General features: G+C 67.4%; 16 protein-coding genes and 3 riboswitches. Of the genes, 9 read left to right on the plus strand and 7 right to left on the minus strand.

The genetic code is table 11. The annotated features are described in order from the left end of the window. Together AWC18_RS17505 and AWC18_RS17510 are read right to left on the minus strand one after the other, a co-directional pair. The coding region (locus tag AWC18_RS17505) for an FHA domain-containing protein (RefSeq protein ID WP_208858393.1) at window positions 1–525 on the minus strand (525 nt) is incomplete at its 3' end. A gap of 10 nt (window positions 526–535) precedes the next feature. Beyond that, the gene (locus tag AWC18_RS17510; protein WP_085139567.1) at window positions 536–1,732 is read right to left on the minus strand and encodes an NADH:flavin oxidoreductase; all 1,197 of its coding nucleotides are present in this window, start codon (window positions 1,730–1,732) and stop codon (window positions 536–538) included. 113 nt (window positions 1,733–1,845) lie between these two features. Here AWC18_RS17510 and AWC18_RS17515 point away from each other — a divergent pair, with 113 nt between their 5' ends. From AWC18_RS17515 to AWC18_RS17530, 4 genes are all read left to right on the plus strand, one after another. Further along, the gene (locus AWC18_RS17515) at window positions 1,846–2,694 is read left to right on the plus strand and encodes a bifunctional methylenetetrahydrofolate dehydrogenase/methenyltetrahydrofolate cyclohydrolase (RefSeq protein WP_085139575.1); all 849 of its coding nucleotides are present in this window, start codon (window positions 1,846–1,848) and stop codon (window positions 2,692–2,694) included. After that, complete coding sequence (locus tag AWC18_RS17520) at window positions 2,691–2,981, plus strand: DUF3017 domain-containing protein (RefSeq protein WP_085139568.1); 291 nt, start codon at window positions 2,691–2,693, stop codon at window positions 2,979–2,981. Before AWC18_RS17515 ends, AWC18_RS17520 begins: the two co-directional genes overlap by 4 nt. Window positions 2,982–3,167: 186 nt before the next feature. Continuing rightward, a complete protein-coding gene (locus tag AWC18_RS17525; protein ID WP_085139569.1) occupies window positions 3,168–4,427 on the plus strand; it encodes a KasA/KasB family beta-ketoacyl-ACP synthase in 1,260 nt (419 codons plus the stop codon). Between the two features lie 39 nt (window positions 4,428–4,466). Continuing rightward, window positions 4,467–5,330: a cyclopropane mycolic acid synthase family methyltransferase gene (locus AWC18_RS17530; protein WP_085139570.1), complete on the plus strand. Its 864-nt coding sequence runs from the start codon at window positions 4,467–4,469 to the stop codon at window positions 5,328–5,330. A gap of 55 nt (window positions 5,331–5,385) precedes the next feature. Here AWC18_RS17530 and AWC18_RS17535 read toward each other — a convergent pair whose 3' ends face one another. Continuing rightward, a complete protein-coding gene (locus AWC18_RS17535) occupies window positions 5,386–5,823 on the minus strand; it encodes a DUF732 domain-containing protein (protein WP_234784349.1) in 438 nt (145 codons plus the stop codon). Between the two features lie 370 nt (window positions 5,824–6,193). Between AWC18_RS17535 and AWC18_RS17540 the strand changes: the two genes are divergently transcribed. After that, complete coding sequence (locus AWC18_RS17540) at window positions 6,194–7,687, plus strand: PE-PPE domain-containing protein (RefSeq protein ID WP_165758021.1); 1,494 nt, start codon at window positions 6,194–6,196, stop codon at window positions 7,685–7,687. 31 nt (window positions 7,688–7,718) lie between these two features. Here AWC18_RS17540 and AWC18_RS17545 read toward each other — a convergent pair whose 3' ends face one another. Genes AWC18_RS17545 through AWC18_RS17555 form a run of 3 tightly spaced genes read right to left on the minus strand, consistent with a single transcriptional unit; the run spans window position 7,719 to window position 10,953 of the window. Next, entirely contained in the window at window positions 7,719–8,468 is a 750-nt protein-coding gene (locus tag AWC18_RS17545; RefSeq protein ID WP_064996599.1) for a class I SAM-dependent methyltransferase, read from the minus strand. Beyond that, a complete protein-coding gene (gene metX, locus AWC18_RS17550; RefSeq protein ID WP_064996600.1) occupies window positions 8,465–9,604 on the minus strand; it encodes a homoserine O-acetyltransferase MetX in 1,140 nt (379 codons plus the stop codon). The genes AWC18_RS17545 and metX overlap by 4 nt, the downstream gene beginning before the upstream one ends. Before the next feature lie 11 nt (window positions 9,605–9,615). Continuing rightward, complete coding sequence (locus tag AWC18_RS17555) at window positions 9,616–10,953, minus strand: bifunctional o-acetylhomoserine/o-acetylserine sulfhydrylase (protein WP_064996601.1); 1,338 nt, start codon at window positions 10,951–10,953, stop codon at window positions 9,616–9,618. A gap of 138 nt (window positions 10,954–11,091) precedes the next feature. Beyond that, a riboswitch (SAM riboswitch) is annotated at window positions 11,092–11,210 on the minus strand. 143 nt (window positions 11,211–11,353) lie between these two features. Between AWC18_RS17555 and AWC18_RS17560 the strand changes: the two genes are divergently transcribed. Beyond that, entirely contained in the window at window positions 11,354–13,588 is a 2,235-nt protein-coding gene (locus AWC18_RS17560; RefSeq protein WP_085139572.1) for an NADP-dependent isocitrate dehydrogenase, read from the plus strand. Window positions 13,589–13,613: 25 nt separating this feature from the next. Here AWC18_RS17560 and AWC18_RS17565 read toward each other — a convergent pair whose 3' ends face one another. Continuing rightward, entirely contained in the window at window positions 13,614–15,278 is a 1,665-nt protein-coding gene (locus AWC18_RS17565; protein WP_234806573.1) for a glycosyltransferase, read from the minus strand. A gap of 135 nt (window positions 15,279–15,413) precedes the next feature. Beyond that, window positions 15,414–15,538, plus strand: a riboswitch (cobalamin riboswitch). 37 nt (window positions 15,539–15,575) lie between these two features. Here AWC18_RS17565 and AWC18_RS17570 point away from each other — a divergent pair. The 3 genes from AWC18_RS17570 to AWC18_RS22085 all read left to right on the plus strand — a co-directional run. Then, the gene (locus AWC18_RS17570) at window positions 15,576–17,159 is read left to right on the plus strand and encodes a PPE domain-containing protein (protein ID WP_085139573.1); all 1,584 of its coding nucleotides are present in this window, start codon (window positions 15,576–15,578) and stop codon (window positions 17,157–17,159) included. Window positions 17,160–17,340: 181 nt separating this feature from the next. Then, window positions 17,341–17,541, plus strand: a complete 201-nt coding sequence (locus AWC18_RS17580) for a hypothetical protein (RefSeq protein WP_208858394.1) — start codon at window positions 17,341–17,343, stop codon at window positions 17,539–17,541. A gap of 21 nt (window positions 17,542–17,562) precedes the next feature. Continuing rightward, window positions 17,563–17,744, plus strand: a riboswitch (cobalamin riboswitch). A 75-nt stretch (window positions 17,745–17,819) separates the two neighbouring features. Further along, on the plus strand, window positions 17,820–19,073 hold a 1,254-nt coding region (locus AWC18_RS22085; protein WP_085139574.1), incomplete at its 3' end, for a PPE family protein.

Here is a 19,073-nt window from a genome sequence, read left to right on the forward strand (position 1 = left end):
GGGCGGGGCGGACGGTGGCGGGTAGGGCGCCGCACCGGACGGGGGCCGGTAGGGCTGCTGCGCGCTCGGGTGCCCGGCCGAGCGCGGATCCGCATACGGTGCGGGTTCCGGTGGTGACGGCCGGCCCGCCGGTTGTGGCGGCCGGACCGGGCGCGCGATGCCGGGCTGTGGCAGCTGGATCGAGACGGTCTGCGGTGGCCGGCCGGCCTGGCCCTGGTGCCGTCCCACCTCGAAAGAGACCCGCGGTCCGTCCGGGTTGCCGAGATTGACGGTCTGCCCGTCGCGGATGTCGACGACGGGAACCCGTTGGCCGTTGACGTAGATGCCGTTCAGGGAGCCGTTGTCGATTCCCAGCCACCTGCCCTGCTCGAAGCGCAGCAATAGGTGCGCGCGCGAGACCAAGGGATGCGGGATGCGGACGTCGGCCCGCAGATCACGCCCGATGACCACATCGTGGCCAGCGGAGAACGTGCCTTGTGAGCCGTCATGGCGGACGGTCAACACCGGCGGGGCTGGGTGACTCATCGAGTCAACTCTAGCGAGTTGCGTCCGGTGCGCCCGTAACGACGCAGTGCGTGCGCCGGTAGATCGTGGGCATGCACTGGTTGCAGTGGTCGCATACCGACGCTGTCGAGGACTGGGCCTTGATCCGGTTGACCAGGTCCGGCTCGGCCAGCAACGCCCGGGCCATCGCGACGAACTCGAAGCCCTCGGCCATCGCCAGATCCATCGTCTCGCGGTTGGTGACACCGCCGAGCAGGATCAGCGGCATCGACAGCTCGGCTCGGAACAGTCGGGCGTTGTCCAGCAGGTAGGCATCGGTGTAGGGGTACTCGCGCAGGAACTTCTTGCCGGTCATCCGCATGCCCCAGCTCAACGGCGGGGGGAAGACCTTTGCGAATTCCTTCACCGGGGCGCCCCCGCGGAACAGGTACATCGGGTTCACCAGTGAGCTGCCGGCGGTGAGTTCCAGCGCGTCCAGCCCGCCGTCGTCCTGCAGCCATTTCGCGGTCGTCAGCGACTCGTCCAGGCTGATACCGCCCCGGACACCGTCAGCCATGTTCAGCTTTGCCGTCACCGCGATCTGTCCGCCCACCGCGCGGTGCACGGCCGCCACGATGCCGCGGGCCACCTTGGCCCGGTTGGCCAGCGACCCACCGAACTCGTCGGAGCGGCGGTTGATCAGCGGGCTCAGAAACGAACTCGCCAGGTAGTTGTGGCCGAGATGGATCTCCACGGCGTCGAAACCGGCGTCCACCGCGTAGCGCGCGGCGTCGGCGTGCTGGGCGATCACCTGGTCGATGTCGTCACGGGTGGCCTTCTTGGCGAATCGCATGGCGATCGGGTTGAAGAATCGCACCGGGGCCAACGCGCGGGCCCTGTTGGAGCGGGCGTCGGCGACCGGACCGGCGTGGCCTATCTGAGCGCTGACCAGAGCCCCTTCGGCGTGCACCGCTTCGGTGAGTCGACGCAGCCCCGGAACCGCCTCGGGGCGCATCCACAACCCGTCGTCGGAGGTGCGCCCACCTTGCGAGACCGCGCAGTAGGCAACGGTGGTCATGCCCACCCCGCCGGCGGCCGGCAGCCGGTGATATTCGATGAGATCGTCGGAGACCAGTGCCCCAGGCGTGCGGTTCTCGAACGTCGCTGCCTTGATGATCCGGTTGCGCAACGTGAGCGGGCCGAGTTTGGCGGGACTGAAAACGTCGGGGGCAGGCTCGCGAACTGGCATAGCGGGAGCCTACAAGTGCCGCGCGGTGAATTTTCGCTCCCGTCGCGCGGAAAGACTCGTGCCGCCGCCTCCGACGGGTTGGAACTGCGCGGCTACATGCCACAATGTGCGGCGTGGGTGCGATTACGTTGGACGGCAAGGCCACGCGCGACGAGATCTTCGTCGACCTTCAGGCACGGGTGGCGGCGTTGTCCGCGGCCGGCCGCACGCCTGGGCTGGGCACCATTCTGGTCGGTGACGACCCCGGCTCGCATGCCTACGTGCGCGGCAAGCACGCCGACTGCGCCAAGGTGGGCATCACCTCGATCCGCCGCGACCTACCGGCGGACTGCACTCCGGAGCAGCTCAACGACACCATTGACGAACTGAATGCCAACGACGAGTGCACCGGCTACATCGTGCAGCTGCCGCTGCCCAAACACCTCGACGAGAATGCCGCACTTGAGCGCGTAGACCCGGCCAAGGACGCCGACGGGCTGCATCCGACCAACCTGGGCCGGCTGGTGCTGGGCACCCCGGCGGCGCTGCCGTGCACCCCGCGCGGCATCGTGCACCTGCTGCGCCGCTACGACGTGCCGATCGCCGGTGCCCACGTGGTGGTGATCGGGCGTGGGGTGACGGTGGGCCGCCCGCTGGGGCTGCTGCTCACCCGCAGGTCGGAGAACGCCACCGTCACGCTGTGCCACACCGGGACCCGCGATCTGGCGCAGCTGACGCGCCAGGCCGATGTCATCGTCGCCGCGGTGGGGGTGCCGCACATGCTCACCGCCGACATGGTGCGGCCGGGCACGGCCATCGTCGATGTCGGTGTGTCGCGTACCGATGCCGGGTTGGTCGGTGACGTACATCCCGACGTGTGGGAGGTGGCCGGCCACGTGTCGCCCAACCCCGGCGGGGTGGGTCCGCTGACCCGGGCGTTCCTGCTGACCAACGTGGTGGAAAGAGTCGAGAGCACGCTGTGAAGCTCGCCGATGTCCGCCGGGTGATCGCCGCACAGTGGCCGATTCTGCTGGTCGGGCTGATCTTTGCGGCGGCATTCGCGCTGGCCGGAGCGAACTTCTGGCGGCGCGGCGCGCTGCTGATCGGAATCGGGACCGGGGTGGCGGCCGCGCTGCGTCTGGTGCTGTCCGAGGACCGAGCCGGCCTGCTGGTGCTGCGTGACCGGGGCCTGGACTTCGCGACCATGACGACCGCGGCGACGGTGATGCTCTACGTGGCCGCGACGATCGACCCGCTGGGAACCAGTTAGACGGTTTGGGCCGTACTCACCCACGTCCGAAGCGGCTCGAGGTGTTTGATGGCGCTGTAGGGCGGGAACACCTGTGTCCGGTCGGCCGGTGGCGGCCGGTTTGCCGGGGGAGGGGGTCGTCGCCCGCAATGAATTCATCGCTTGGAACCCAGCCGGTCGGGTAGGGCGCACGTCGGGATCGGCGCTATGGCTAGAACTCGGCTCTGCACCGGGAGCGGCCTTCCGGAGGTCGTCGTCACCGGTGTCGCGATGACGACCTCGCTGGCCACCGATGCCGAGGACACTTGGAAGAAGCTGCTGGACGGGCAAAGCGGCATCCGAAAACTCGACGACCCGTTCGTGGAGCAGTTCGATCTTCCGGTCCGCATCGGTGGGCATCTGCTCGAGGACTTCGATCATGAGTTGAATCACAAGGAACTGCACCGGTTTTCGTACCTGCAGAAGATGGCGGTCATCCTGGGCCGTCGGGTGTGGTCGAATGCCGGTTCGCCGGAAGTGGATCCACGCCGATTGCTGGTGTCGATCGGCACCGGGCTCGGCTCTCCGGAGGAACTGGTCTGGGGTTACCAAGGCATGGTGGAGCGGGGGATGAAGGGGGTTTCCCCGCTCGGGGTGCAGAAGTACATGCCCAATGCGGCGGCCGCGGCCGTCGGCCTGGAACGTGGCGCCAAAGCGGGTGTGTTCACGCCGATCTCGGCGTGTGCCTCCGGTGCAGAAGGTATCGCCCAGGCCTGGCGCAACATCGTCTACGACGAGGCTGACATCGCGATCTGCGGCGGAGTGGAGACCAAAATCGAAGCCGTTCCCATCGCGGGATTCGCCGCAATGCGCATCGTGCTGTCCACCCACAACGACGACCCGGCCGGCGCCTGCCGCCCCTTCGACGCCGACCGTTGCGGGTTCGTGTTCGGCGAGGCCGGCGCGTTGATGGTGATTGAGACTCTTGCCCACGCAAAGGCGCGTGGTGCAACGATTCTCGGCCGGTTGATGGGCGCCGGAATCACCTCGGACGGCCACCACATCGTGGCGCCCGATCCGCAGGGTGAGCGCGCGGGTTACGCGATGACCCGGGCGGTGGAACTTGCTGGTCTCGCTCCCAGCGATATCGGGCACATCAATGCGCACGCCACCGGGACCCGCATCGGCGACCTGGCCGAGGCGCACGCGATCAACAACGCCATGGGTGCGCAGCGCGCCGCGGTATATGCGCCGAAATCGGCCCTCGGCCACTCGGTCGGCGCGGTCGGTGCGGTGGAGGCGATTCTGACGGTACTGGCGCTACGGGACGGCATAGTCCCGCCGACGCTGAACCTGCACCGCCTCGACCCGGAGATCGATCTGGATGTCGTCGCCGGCGAGGCACGCAGCGGCGACTATCGGTACGCGATCAGCAACTCCTTCGGATTCGGTGGGCACAACGTGGCGCTTGCATTTGGAAAGTACTAGGAAGGAGCGGCTTTCAGCCTCAGCCGAAAGCCCATTGCTATGTCGAAACGCTTAAAACCACATTTCAAAGACGTACAGGCACACTATGACCTGTCGGATGACTTCTTCCGGCTCTTTCTCGATCCGACCCAGACCTACAGCTGCGCCTACTTCGAGCGCGACGACTTCACGCTCGAACAGGCGCAGCTCGCCAAGATCGACCTGGCCCTGGGCAAATTGGGCCTACAGCCGGGCATGACGTTGCTCGACATCGGCTGCGGATGGGGTGCCACCATGCGGCGTGCCGTCGAAGCCTACGACGTCAACGTCATCGGCCTGACCTTGAGCAGGAATCAGGCCGTCCACGCGGAGGCCATGTTCGCCGGCATGGACAGCCCGCGCACCAAGCGGGTCCTGCTGGAGGGCTGGGAGAACTTCGGGGAACCCGTCGATCGGATCGTCTCCATCGGCGCCTTCGAGCACTTCGGCCATGAACGCTACGAGGACTTCTTCGCCATGGCCCACGCGATTCTGCCGGCTGATGGGGTGATGCTGCTGCACACCATCTCGGGGTTGACGCTACCGCAGATGGCCGAGCGTGGCATGCCCCTTACCTTCGCGATGGCCCGGTTCATCAAATTCATCGCCACCGAGATCTTTCCCGGCGGGCGGCTGCCCACCATCGAGATGGTCGAAGAGTATTCGGCCCGAGCGGGTTTCACCCTGACTCGCAGGCAATCGCTGCAGCCGCACTACGCCAAGACCCTCGACTGCTGGGCGGCATCGCTGGAGCGAAACAAGGACAAGGCCGTCGAGATCCAGGGCCAAGAGGTCTACGACCGCTACATGCATTACCTGACCGGTTGCGCCAACGGTTTTCGCATCGGCTACATCGACGTCAACCAGTACACGTTGCGCAAGTAGGCCATGGCGATCAGCGACACCCCGGCTGGGTGGGCCGGTGTACCGGCGATGCGCGCTAGAACCCGGGGATGCCGGGAATGGTCGGGGTTCCGCCCGACAGGCCTGGGATGCCGACCGACATCCCGGGGATCTGCGGCAGATCCGGCACCTGGCCGCTTGCCAGCTGAGACAGCATCTGCGGGCAATAGACCTGGACGGCGATCCGGGTGAACAGTTGCGCCATCTGCGGCGACATGGCGGGCCCGCCACCCAGGCCGGTCACCGGGGCCGCCACTGACGCGGCGTTGCCCGCATGTTCGGTCAGCATCGGGCATACGGAGTGGCCCAGAGCAGCCGTTGCGGCGGGGTCGCTGACCGGGAGGCCAGCTCCGGCCAGATCGGACAGGAATGACGTGTCGATCGGGCTCGCCTGCGCCGGTGCCGCCACTCCTGTTGCGGCGAACAGGCCGATCAAGCCCATCCCGGCGCCGGCCTTGCTGATGAAGCCTCGCATGTGTCTCCCTCGTCGCTGATTCGGCGCCGAGCGGAGCCCGGGATGTTCCGAAAGGTGTTGTTGAAATCCTGCATCAAAGCGGTAACACCGGCGCGTCGACCGGGTCACGGTTTGCCTACGGCGCCGTGTCCGGTGGTGTGGGCCTGCCTCCGGTGTGCAGCACGGTCGAACCTTGGCGTTTCCTTCCGGGACGCGGATGGATGACAACATCGCTGCGAGCGGGGCGCTCAGCCCAGGAAAAACGCCTGGGCAACGACGGTTTCTGCAGCCCGAGAGCATGAGTATTCAGAATTGCCTCACGTTCCTATCACTGAGAGTTAATGTGCTGCGAGCAATGAAGCAGGCCCGCGCTCCCTGCCGGAGGTCGTCCATGAAGGTAAGCCCCACGCTCCACTCCCTGCGGGTTGCGACAGTGGCGGTGACCAGCGCCGTCGCGGTGATCGCCTCGCCGGTCATGACGCCGGCCTCGGCCGCGGCGCGCACGGTGACCGCCGATGTGACACTGCTCGACAACGTGGCCCTGGTCATGGGTGGCACCGGAACCCCCATCCCGGGGACGTGGGACTTCAACTGGGCGAGCAAATTCCTGTCCCACCTCGGGTACGGCGACTACACCCTGCAGGGGGTCTTCACCCCCGAGGGCCTGTACCCGGGTACCGGTGTCAAGAGCCTGCCGCTGGCCACCTCGGTAGAGCAGGGTGCGCAGATGCTCGACTGGACGCTTCGCGATCGCATTGCCGACGGTGACAACGTGGTGGTCTACGGCGTCTCGCAGAGCGCTGTGCTGGCATCGGTCGAGATGAGCAGACTGCTCGAATCCGGCACCGCCCCCGACCCCGACCAGTTGTCGTTCGTTCTGATCGCCAATGAGATGTTCCCCAACGGCGGCCTGCTGTCGCGCTTCGCGGTGCCGGAGGTTCCGCTCTACATCGCGCCGATGGGGATCGACTTCTACGGGGGCACGCCCGACACGCCCTACAAGACCGACATCTACATCGCGGAGTACGACGGATTCGCTGACTTCCCGCGCTATCCGCTCAACCTACTGTCCACCCTCAACGCGGTCCTGGGCATCGTCTTCGTGCACGGCCCCGGGTACGCCCAGCCCGATTCCATCGACAACGCGCAGCTGTTGCTGGGCTCCACAAACTACGACGGACCTCTGACCCTGCCCGACGGGGTCTCGGCCGCGCTGAACACCGACTACTACATGATTCCGACGGAGATCCTGCCGCTGCTGCAGCCGCTGCTGGGCATCCCGGTGTTCGGCGAGCCGATCTATGACCTGCTGGAGCCGGTCACCCGGATCCTGGTGGACCTCGGATACGGCAACGTCGACACCTATGTCGACGGCGTCCTGACCCACGGCGGGTGGGACCAGGGCCCGGCGAACCTACTCACCAATTACGGCGTCTTCCCCCAGGACATCGACCTCTCTGTTCTGCTGAACTCGTTGGCGCAGGGCGCGCAGCAGGGCTTCAACGACTTCCTCTACGACCTCGGGCACCTGTCGCTGGGCAGCCCGGCCGGTGCGCCCGAGTCGATGACGGACTTCTCGCTGCCCAGCCTCAGCGAGGTCGTCAACACGCTCTCCGGCGCCGCCTCCACCCTGTATTCGGTGCTGCTGCCGACAGCGGACGTCGTCACTTCGTTGCTGACCACCATGCCCGGCTACAACATCAGCATGTTCTTGAACGCGTTCCAGGGCGACGACGACCTGCTGACCACGCTGACCAACGCCATCGGACTTCCGCTCGCGGCCGACTTCGGCTTGATTCCCACCGCCATCGGGTTCGAACTGATGAGTGTGATGAGCGCAGTCCAGTCGATCGCCGACGACTTCGCCGGCCTGTTCAGCGCCTAGCGGGAGACGCCTTCGTGAACGCTTGCAGCGTTTAACCCGACAGGGTGGCCCGGGTACACACGGTGATGTAGGGCAGCGCCAGGCCGGTGGCTCCGACCAGGGCCGGATGGGTGGCCAGCAGCTGGCGAACCTGGTCCAGAGTCTTGGTGCGCACCGCGTCCGGCGAGGTGATGCAGTAGCTGCGCGAAGCGACCAGGTCGATGAGGGCCTGTGGCGTCAGGTAGTTGGTCCACTCCACCTGGTGGCTTTCGATGTCCCCGAACGGCGCGGGCAGACTCACCCCGGCCTCGACCACGTCGCGGGCGTCCTCGCGGCCGATGATCGCGCCGAGTTCCTTGACCCAGCCGAGGCGTTCGTCGCGGGTGTTCCACACCAGCCCCAGCCGGCCGCCGGGCCGCAGCACCCGGACCAACTCGGGGATGGCGCGAGCGGGGTCGAACCAGTGCCAGGCCTGGGCCACCAGCACCGCGTCGACGCTGTTGTCCGGCAGCGGGATCTGCTCGGCGGTCCCGAGCAACGCCGGGGTATCGGGCAGGGCGTGGGCCAGCACCTCGAGCATTTCGGCGATCGGGTCCACCGCCACCACGTCCAGACCGCGCTCCACCAGGCGCGCGGTGAGTTTGCCGGTGCCGGCGCCCAGATCGAGAACGTCGCGCGCGCCCGGGGGCAACAGCCAGTCGATCGCTTCCGGCGGGTAGGAGGGACGGCCCCGCTCGTAGGCGGAGGCTTGTGAGCCGAACGACAGAGAGCGGTCGCGGCGGCCCTGCTCGGCCGGGCTCACTGCCGCTGTTCCCGGGCCGAGCTCGCCAGATCCAGGGTCTTCCGGATCAGCTCGCCGACTCGTGCGGTGTCCAGCAGGAACCCATCGTGCCCGCAGTCGGAGTCGAGCACCTGCAGTCCGTCGCAGCCGGGCAGCAGCTCGGCCAGCTCGGCCTGCAACCGCAGCGGGTACAGCCGGTCGGAGGTGATGCCGGCGACCACCGCGGGGGTGGGGCAGCTTCGCAACGCCGCGGCCACCCCGCCGCGTCCGGCGCCCACGTCGTGGCTGGACAGCGAATCGCTGAGGATCACGTAACTGCCCGCGTCGAACCGTGAGACCAGTTTGTCGCCCTGATGTTCCAGGTAGCTCTCCACCGCGTAGCGGCCGCCCGCGGCCGGGTCCTCGCCTTCCTGGGCGGCGTTGCCGAATCGCAGGTCCAGCTCTGCCTCGCCGCGATAGGTCAGGTGCGCGATGCGCCGGGCGATGGCCAGGCCGGCGTCGGGACTGCGGCCGGTGCCGTGGTAGTCGCCGCCCTGCCAGTTCGGGTCGGCCTTGATGGCCGCGATCTGGGTGCTCTGCGTGCCGATCTGGTCGGCGGTGGCCCGGGCGCCGACGGCCAGCAGCAGCCCCGCACGCACCCGATCCGGGTGGCCGACCATCCATTCCAGCGCGCGGGCACCACCCATCGAGCCGCCCAGTACGGCCGCCACCTCGGTGATGCCCAGCGCGGCCAGCGCGGCGATGTCGGCCTGCACCTGGTCGCGAATCGTGATTGCGGGAAACCTGGAGCCCCACGGTTTCCCGTCACGGGCCAGAGATCCCGGGCCGGTCGACCCGCGACAGCCGCCCAGCACGTTGGTCGCCACCGCACACCAGCGGTCGGTGTCGATCGGAGCGCCGGGCCCGATCACCCCGTCCCACCAGCCTGGGGTGGGATGACCCGGCCCAGCGGGCCCGGTGACGTGCGAATCCCCGGTCAGGGCGTGCAGCACCATGACGACGTTGTCGCGCTGGGGCGACAGCTCGCCCCAGCGCTGCACCGCGATGTGGACGTCGTCCAGTACCGCGCCGCTCTGCAACGTCAGTGACCCGATGGCGACCACGCCGGTCTCTCCCTCGGCGGGCAGCACCTGCCTGGTCACGTCGGAGATCGTCACCGGGGACCGCCTCAACGGGCCGCCAGCGCCGACGAGTCGTCGAGCTGTGCCGCAGCCGCGGCGAAGCCCAGCTCCAGGTCCGCCAGGATGTCGGCGATGCCCTCAATACCGACCGCGAGCCGGACCAGGCCCGGGGTGACACCGCTGGCCAGCTGCTCTTCGGCGCTGAGCTGGGCGTGGGTCGTCGACGCCGGGTGGATCACCAGCGAGCGCACGTCGCCGATGTTGGCCACGTGGCTGTGCAGCTGCAGTGCGTCGACGAACGCCTTACCGGCCTCGACGCCGCCCGCGAGCTCGAAGGAGAGCACGCCGCCGACGCCCTTGGGGGCCAGCTGCTGCGCCCGTGCATGCCACGGCGAGCTGGGCAGGCCGGCGTAGTTGACGCTCAGGACGTCGTCGCGGGCCTCCAGGAACTCCGCGACCCGCTGGGCGTTGGCCACGTGGCGCTCCACCCGAAGGCTCAACGTCTCCAGGCCCTGAGCGATCAGGAAGGAGTTGAAGGGCGAGATCGCCGAACCCAGGTCGCGCAGCAACTGCACGCGGGCCTTGAGCGCGAACGCCGGAGCGCCCAGGTCGGCGAAGACCACTCCGTGGTAGCTCGGGTCGGGCGTGGTGAAGCCGGGGTGGCGGCCCTGCGTCCAGTCGAAGTTCCCGCCGTCGACGATCACGCCGCCGATCGCCGATCCGTGGCCGCCGAGGTACTTGGTGGCCGAGTGCACCACGATGTCGGCGCCGTGCGCCAACGGCTGGATCAGATACGGGGTGGCGACGGTGTTGTCGACGATCAGCGGCACCCCGTGCTCGTGGGCCACCGCTGACACGCCCGGGATGTCGAGCACGTCGATCTTCGGGTTGGAGATGGTCTCGCCGAAGAACGCCTTGGTGTTCGGCCGCACCGCTGCCCGCCAGGAGTCCAGGTCATCGGGGTCCTCGACGAAGGTGGTCTCGATACCCAGCTTGGTCAACGAGTAGTGGAACAGGTTGTAGGTGCCGCCGTAGAGCCGCGGGCTGGACACGATGTGGTCGCCGGCACCGGCGAGATTGAGGATCGCGAAGGTCTCCGCGGCCTGCCCGGAGGCCACCAGCAGCGCCGCGACCCCGCCCTCGAGTGCGGCAAGCCGCTGTTCGACGACGTCATTGGTCGGGTTCATGATGCGGGTGTAGATGTTGCCCGGGACCTCCAGCCCGAACAGTTTGGCCGCGTGATCGGTGTTGTCGAACGTGTAGGAGGTGGTCTGGTAGATCGGCAGTGCGCGGGCATTGGTGGCCGCGTCGGGGGTCTGGCCGGCGTGGACCTGCTTGGTCTCGAAAGACCACTGCGAACTTGGGTCGATGTTGTTGTCGGTCATTGCTGAATGGTTTCCTCGGTTTGTGTGGTCGCTGGGTTGAGCAGTGGATCAGGGTTTCAGCGACAACAGCAACGGGCGAGCGGGCGCAAGGAGGCACGCATCAGGTTCCCCTGTCTACTCGGGGGGCCCGTTGTGGCGGACCCGCGCTTGCCGCGTAGCCGTGGTGGCTACTCAACCCGGTCATCACCCGGGGCACCCCACCGCGGTTGGAGGGTTGCCGGCCAGCAAGCCGGGGCTTTGCGCTGGCACTCATGACCGTGACGCAGCTTATCGCATGTCCCGGAGCTGTCGCCACCTGCTCACCGGCCGTCAGCGCCGCGGGGCGGTACGCGATACTGGGGCGGCCGTGTACAACGCGGGACAATCGAAAACCTCAGACCCTGACGCCGGGAGAACAGCCATGTGCGCCGACCAGCCGACCATCATCTACACGCTGACAGACGAGGCGCCCTTGTTGGCGACGTACTCGTTCCTGCCGATCGTGCAGGCCTTCACCGGCCCCGCGGGTATCGACGTCCAACCCAGCGACATCTCGCTCGCGGCCCGCATCCTGGCCGCCTTCCCCGACTGCCTCACCGAAGAGCAGCGGGTGCCGGACAACCTGGCCGAACTCGGCCGGCTGACCCAGCTGCCGGACACCACGATCATCAAGCTGCCCAACATCAGTGCCTCGGTGCCGCAGCTGGTCTCGGCCATCAAGGAGCTGCAGGCCAAGGGCTACAAGTTGCCCGCCTACCCCGAGGACCCCAAGACTGAGGCCGAGCGCGACATTCACGACCGCTACGCGAAGTGTCTGGGCAGTGCGGTGAACCCGGTACTGCGGGAAGGCAACTCAGACCGGCGCGCGCCCAAGGCCGTCAAGGAATACGCGCGCAAACACCCGCACAGCATGGGTGAGTGGTCCCAGGCCTCGCGCACCCACGTGGCCACCATGCGCCACGGCGACTTCTACCACGGTGAGAAGTCGATGACGCTGGACCGCGACCGCGAAGTCAAGATGCAGCTGACCACCAAGAGCGGCAAGACGATCGTGCTCAAGGAGAAGGTCGCTCTGGCCGAGGGCACGGTCATCGATTCGATGTTCATGAGCGTGCGCGCGCTGCGCGAGTTCTACGAGGAGCAGATGGAGGACGCCCGCAAGACCGGCGTGATGTTCTCCCTGCACGTCAAGGCGACCATGATGAAGGTCAGCCACCCGATCGTGTTCGGCCACGCCATCAAGGTGTTCTACAAGGACGCATTCGCCAAGCACCAAAAGCTGTTCGACGACTTGGGCGTCAACGTCAACAACGGTCTGGTCGATCTCTACAGCAAGATCGAGTCCCTGCCGGCCTCCCAGCGGGAGGAGATCATCGAGGACATGCACGCCTGCCACGAGCACCGCCCGGAGCTGGCGATGGTGGACTCGGCCAACGGCATCACCAACTTCCACTCGCCGTCGGATGTGATCGTGGACGCCTCGATGCCGGCCATGATCCGGGCCGGCGGCAAGATGTACGGCGCCGACGGCCGGCAGAAGGACACCAAGGCCGTCAACCCCGAGTCGACCTTCGCCCGCATCTACCAAGAGCTGATCAACTTCTGCAAGACCCACGGCCAGTTCGACCCGGCCACCATGGGAACGGTGCCCAACGTCGGGCTGATGGCGCAGAAGGCCGAGGAGTACGGCAGCCACGACAAGACCTTCGAGCTTGCCGAGTCGGGGGTCGCCGACATCGTCGACCTGGCCACCGGTGAGGTGCTGCTGACTCAGAACGTGGAAGCTGGCGACATCTGGCGGATGTGCACCGTCACCGACGCCGCCATCCGGGACTGGGTGAAACTCGCCGTGCACCGGGCCCGGGTCTCGGGTATGACGGCGGTCTTCTGGCTCGACACCGAGCGTCCGCACGAGGCGGAGCTGCGCAAGAAGGTCAAGGCCTACCTCAAGGATCACGACACCGAGGGCCTGGAGATCCAGATCATGCCGCAGGTGTGGGCCATGCGCTACACCCTGGAGCGGTTGATCCGCGGGCAGGACACCATCGCCGTCACCGGCAACATCCTGCGCGACTACCTCACCGACCTGTTCCCGATTCTGGAGCTGGGCACCAGCGCCAAGATGCTGTCGATCGTGCCGTTGATGGCCGGCGGCGGCATGTATGAGACGGGAGCCGGTGGTTCGGCGCCCAAGCACGTCAAGCAGCTGGTGGAGGAGAACCACCTGCGTTGGGACTCCCTGGGCGAGTTCCTGGCGCTGGGCGCCAGCTTCGATGATCTGGGAGCCAAGACCGGCAATACTCGCGCCAAGATCCTGGGCGAGACGATGGACAGGGCGATCGGCAAGCTGCTGGACGCCAACCAGAGCCCCTCGCGCAAGACCGGCGAACTCGACAACCGCGGCAGCCAGTACTACTTGGCCAAGCACTGGGCGGAGGAGCTTGCCGCGCAGACCGAGGACGCCGAGTTGGCCGAGCACTTCGCGGGGCTGGCGAACGCGCTGTCCAAGAACGAGGACGCCATCATCAACGAGCTCAACGGGGTGCAGGGCAAGCCGGTGGACATCGGCGGCTACTACGCGCCGGACCACGACCTGACCTCGGCGGTGATGCGGCCCAGTCCGACGCTGAACGGCGCGATCGACACGCAGGCCTGACCGGAGCAGCCGAGCTGCCGCGGGTTCACCCCAGGATGCAGAGGACTTCGTCGAGAGTGGCGGCGCCGTCCACGCGGCCCCGGCGGGTGGTGTCGACCATCGCGGGGCCGGTGGCCGGCTGCTCGGTCAGCACGTAGCGGCCGGCATCGGGGGTGCGGCGCACGGTGTCCTCGGCGGCGCAGGTGCCGGTCAGCGCTTGCGCATCGCTGAAGTTGATGCCGACCTGGAACACCTGCGGTTCGGCGTGCAGTACGCCGGTCAGCCGGGTGATGTAGTTCTCCGGGGCGAAGAAAAGCCAGCCTGAGTCCAGCTGCAGCCGGTAGCGGCCACCGATCTCGGTGCCGGGATCGGTGAACTCCAGAAACGGGTATTGCTGCGCCAACAGCGCCCGGTCTTCGGCCGTCAGACCGGTGTCGATCGCCAGGAAGCGTCCGACCCGTGCCACGTCGAGACAGCAGTGCAGGAACGTGTTCAGGGTCTGCTCGGTGACGGCTCGGTCCGGCCCGGTGCGCAGGCTGACCGTCACCTCGCTCTCCTGTGGCCCGGCAACCAGGCTGTGCGCCAGATCCTGCGGGTAGCTCGATGCCGTCTCGAGCATGGACGGAACCGAGAAGTCCCGGTTGGAGGCGATGCGTTGCCGTTCGTCGTCGGGGACGTCGGGGAGGGCCACCAGGCTTCGGCAGAGTGTGAACGCCTCGTCGTGCAGACCGAGCCAAGATGCGCACACCGCACGCTCGTCGGCTGCGCGGAAGGTGTAGACCTGCTCGAAGACGAAGAGCGCGTCGTTGGGGATCGGCAACTCCATGGCCATCTTGGCGAACAGGTGGCCCAGCGCATAGCGCCCCGCGACGCGGTAGGCGAACGCGATGCAATACAGCGGTTCGGCACGTGTCGGTCGAAATTCCCAGGCCCGCAGGTAGGCGGCTTGCACATCCGGCCACGGTTCACTGAGTGCCTCCATGGAACCGGCTATGCGGTACAGCGAGTAGAACACCTCTTCGTCGTAGCCGCCCATTTCGGACCGCCGTTCGTACCACATGCGCGCGGGGGCGAAGTCCTCGAGATCGAAGTAGCTCTGCGCGAGGTAGAAGACCGACCGCGTGTCATCTGGGTTGCGCTCGACCTCGGCCAGCAGGAGATCCCGGTCGCGAGCGTACTTGCGCGGGTCCAGGTTACGGCCGCCGAGGCGCCGTGATTCGACGGCGAAGTCGCCGTGGATGCGGGCGGTGACATGGTCTTGGTCGCAGACGGGGTACTCGTGGACCACACCGATGTAGCGCGCCGGCAACCCATCGCGAAACATCTGGGGGCGCCAGCCTTTGGCAATGTCCTGCAGGATGAGCATCTCGTAGACGTCGGCGTCCAGATTGGTGAAATCGGGTGTGCCCACGATGGTGTCGTCGGCGTCCATCACCCAGATGTAATCGCAATGGCCCTGGGCCAGGGCCAGGGCCTCGGTTCGGTTGTACCCGAAGTTGCGCCAGGGCCGTTCGTGCAGCTCGCCGGGAATCCCCAGGGCCGCCATGTGATCGCGGATCACCTGCTGGGTTCCGTCCTCCGAGCCGGTGTCGACGATCACCCAGTAACTGATGTAGGGCGCGGTGACGTCCAGCACCTCATGAATGATGTGGGCCTCGTTTCGCACGATCATGTTGAGGCAGATCGTGGGGGTTTTCACCGGCTCGGACACGGTCGGCAGATTACCCGGTGCCGGGGCAGCCGGTGGGAGGGTCTGAGCGCCTTCGCCGGCACGGGCACGTCTCGACAGCGGCGGCCGCCGGGGGTGAATCCAGCGCGATGCCACACCTGCACGCTGATGCCGTGCCCGTCGTGCGACAATGCACGGGTCAGGCGATGACGATGTAGGAATCCGGTGCCAATCCGGAGCGGTCCCGCCACTGTGATCGGGTGAACCACCCGAGAGCCAGACCCGCGCGTCGTCGCATCCTGCTATTCCGGGCGGGCAAACCCGAGAGAGCTGGCAATCGTGACCGCGCCGATCTGGATCGCATCTCCTCCTGAAGTCCATTCCACCTTGCTGTCCGCCGGCCCCGGTGCTGGGCCGCTGCTGGCCTCGGCGTCGGCGTGGAGCACGCTGAGCGCCGAATACGCCGCGACCGCCGACGAGTTGACGGCGCTGCTGGCCCAGGTGCAGGCCGGCGCGTGGCAGGGGCCGAGCGCCGAGGCGTATGTGGCGGCGAACCTGCCGTACCTGGCCTGGCTGCTGCAGGCCGGTGTCACCAGCGCCGCCACCGCCGCCGCACAGCAGAGTGCGGCCGCGGCCTACAGCACCGCGTTGGCGGCGATGCCGACGCTGGCTGAGCTCGCGGCCAACCACGTCACTCACGCGGCGCTGGTGGCCACCAACTTCTTTGGCGTGAACACCATCCCCATCGCGCTCAACGAGGCGGACTACGCCCGGATGTGGGTGCAGGCCGCCACCGTCATGAGCACCTATCAGGGCGTGGCCGGTGCCGCGGTCGCGTCGAGTCCGCAGGCCACCGCCGCCCCCCAGATCACCAACGCCGGCTCAGCTGAGGCCGGCCAGCCGCCGCTGCCGCCGGATCGGCAGAACGAAATCATGGAATGGCTGCAGAACAGTGGCTATGTCGATTTCTACAACAATGTGCTGCAGCCGATGATCAATGAGCTGGCGGCCAACCCATTCCTCCAGTCGATGTTCGGCGGCTTCGACCCCTGGCTTCCCATCCTGGGCAACCCACTGACCTTCCTGAGTCCCTATAACCTCGCGTTCGCGATCGGCTACCCGATGGACTTCGGTTCGTTCGCCGCCTACCTGTCGCAGACGTTCGCGTTCATCGGCGCCGACATCGCTGCGGCGTTCGCGACCGGCAATCCCACCACCATCGCGTTCACGTTGATGTTCACCGCCGTCGAAGCGATCGGGACGATCATCACCGACGTGATCGCGCTGCTCAAGACACTGCTGGAGCAGGCTCTGGTGTTGATTCCGGTAGTGCTGCCGATGCTGACCGCCGCGCTGGCGCCGCTGGCCGCGGCGCCGTTGGCCGGACTGGCGGGGTTGTCGGGTCTGGCCGCGCTGCCGGCCGTTCCGGTACCTCTGGCGCCGGTACTGCCGCCACCGTTCGCCGGGTTGACGGTCGCCCCCACGCCGCCGGTTCCGGCGTCGGCCCCGGCTCCCGCTCCGGCTCCCGCGCCTGCGTCGGCGCCGCCTGGTGCCCCACCGGCGCCGCCTGCGCCGCCCGCCCCACCGTTGTCCCCGGGGGACAGTCTGGCCGCCATGTATCTGGTCGCCGGAGCGAGCCAGCAGGCTCGCCGGGCCGCGGGCACCGGTGCCCGCCGCAGAGCTCCAGAACCCGACGCCGTGGCGGCACCGGTGGAGGCCGAGGTCGCCGAGGAGAAGACCAAGGCCCGTCGGCGGCGGCGTGCGAAGGCCGACATGCTCGGGCGCGGTTATGAATACATGGATCTGGACGACGTCGAGCCCAGCGGACTCACCGCCCTGGGCGCCGATGCGTTCGGCAGCGGTGCCACCACGCCGATGACGCCGGGTACCTGGACGCGGCAGTACGGCATGCAGACGCCTTAGATCACTCTGGCGCCCCTGCGGTAGGACTGCAGGTAGGCCAGTAACGCGATGGCCGGGTCCAGGTCAGCGGCCGGCTCCGGATGCCCGGCGACATCCGCAGCGGAGCCACTCCCGCCCAGAGCGGCAACGCGAGGTCGTCGGGCTCGTCGTAGGGCCCGCCGTCGCGCACCGAGGCCGACACTTGCACCAGGTCCCCGACGATGCGGTGGCGATGACGGCGCTGTTCGCCGCAGACTGGGCCGCGGCGCCGGGGGCACGGTTCCGGATTCGAGCCACCCCGGGGCTGCGGATCACCATCGCCGAGCTGACCCTCGCCGACATCGACGCGCTGGTTGATGCGGTTGTTGACGCGGTGCGCGGCCCAGGCCGAGCCAGCGTGTAGTCACGGATTGCGGGCACTGTGCGCCGCGGCGTGCGATAATGCCCTGGTACGGCAACGATGGTGCAGGAAGCCGGTGTGAATCCGGCACGGTCCCGCCACTGTGATCGGGGAGCGACCCTCAAATGCCACGGCTCGAAAGAGCTGGAAGGCGAGGCGAGCAGTGATCCGAGAGTCAGGACACTCACATCGTCGCATCCTGCGACCCGGGGCGGTGTACCCCGAGAGAGCTGAAAAACCCTTATGTTGCGCCCTTTTCGGGTGGCATCCGGTGGTGTGCTGTGACTGCGCCGATCTGGATGGCCTCTCCGCCAGAAGTACATTCCACGTTTCTGTCGGCCGGACCCGGCACCGGCCCGCTACTGTCGTCGGCTGCTGCGTGGAGCGCACTGAGCGCTGAGTACGCTGCGATCGCCGACGAATTGACCGCCGTGCTGGCACAGGTGCAGGCCGGCGCATGGCAGGGGCCGGCTGCCGAGTCGTTCGTCGCCGCCAACATCCCCTACCTGGAGTGGTTGTTGCGCGCGGCCGCCAATGCTGCTGCCATCGCGGCTCAGCAGGAAGTCGCGGCAGCAAGCTACACCGCAGCGCTGGCGGAGATGCCGACCATGATCGAACTCGTAGCGAACCACCTCACCCACTCTGTTCTGGTCGGCACCAATTTCTTCGGTGTCAATACGATTCCGATCGCGTTGAACGAAGCCGACTACGGTCGGATGTGGGCGCAGGCTGCCGCGGTGATGACCGGATATCAGGCGGTGGCAGGCGCGGCGGTGGCCACCGCCGCGTCCGTTCAGACCGAGCCGGCGCCGGCGGTGCTCAAGACGCCCGGCAGCGCGGTGGACACCGCACCGGAACCCCCGCAGTGGTTCCTCGACTTTGCCACGTGGCTCGAAAGCCTGGTCCCACGTCCGCCGTATCCCGACATCAGCCAGTACCCGATGTACATCGAGCTACAGGAGTTCTTCGCCAAGATCGGCTACACCGGCATCGGAGATCCGTTCGCCGAGTTCTTCGCCAGCCTGCAGGCTGGCTCACCGTTGTTGCCCCCGTGGCCGGTTCCGGGTTCGTGGCTGGGCTGGACCGGTAACCCGTTCAGCTTCTTCAACCCTGCCAGCTTGGCCTATGTCTTCTCGGTGCCGCTGGATCCCGGTTCCTACTTCGCGTTCACCAGCATCGTGATCATCGATGACCTGATCGCGATCATGTACACGGCCCTGTTCAATCCCCAGGCGCTAGGCCTGGTCGTCCCATTGGCCATGGTCGAGATCGTCACATCCACCATCGGCAACACCATTCAGGCGCTGAACTACCTGATCACCCAGACGGCGTTGCTACCGGCGCTGGCCGCCTCGATGGCCGGCACGACCGTGCTGGGGGCGGGAGTGATCGACGGCCTGGGCATCGGGGCGATGGCGCATCATGCTGCAGTCGCTGCGGCGGTGCCGCCGCCCGCGTCACCCCCGCCGGGGCTGGCGATGGCCCAGCCGCCGGCCCCTGCACCCGCGCCTGCACCCGCCCCGGCGGGGGTGACG

Source organism: Mycolicibacter nonchromogenicus (genome assembly GCF_002101775.1).
Taxonomy (GTDB): Bacteria; Actinomycetota; Actinomycetes; order Mycobacteriales; family Mycobacteriaceae; genus Mycobacterium; species Mycobacterium nonchromogenicum.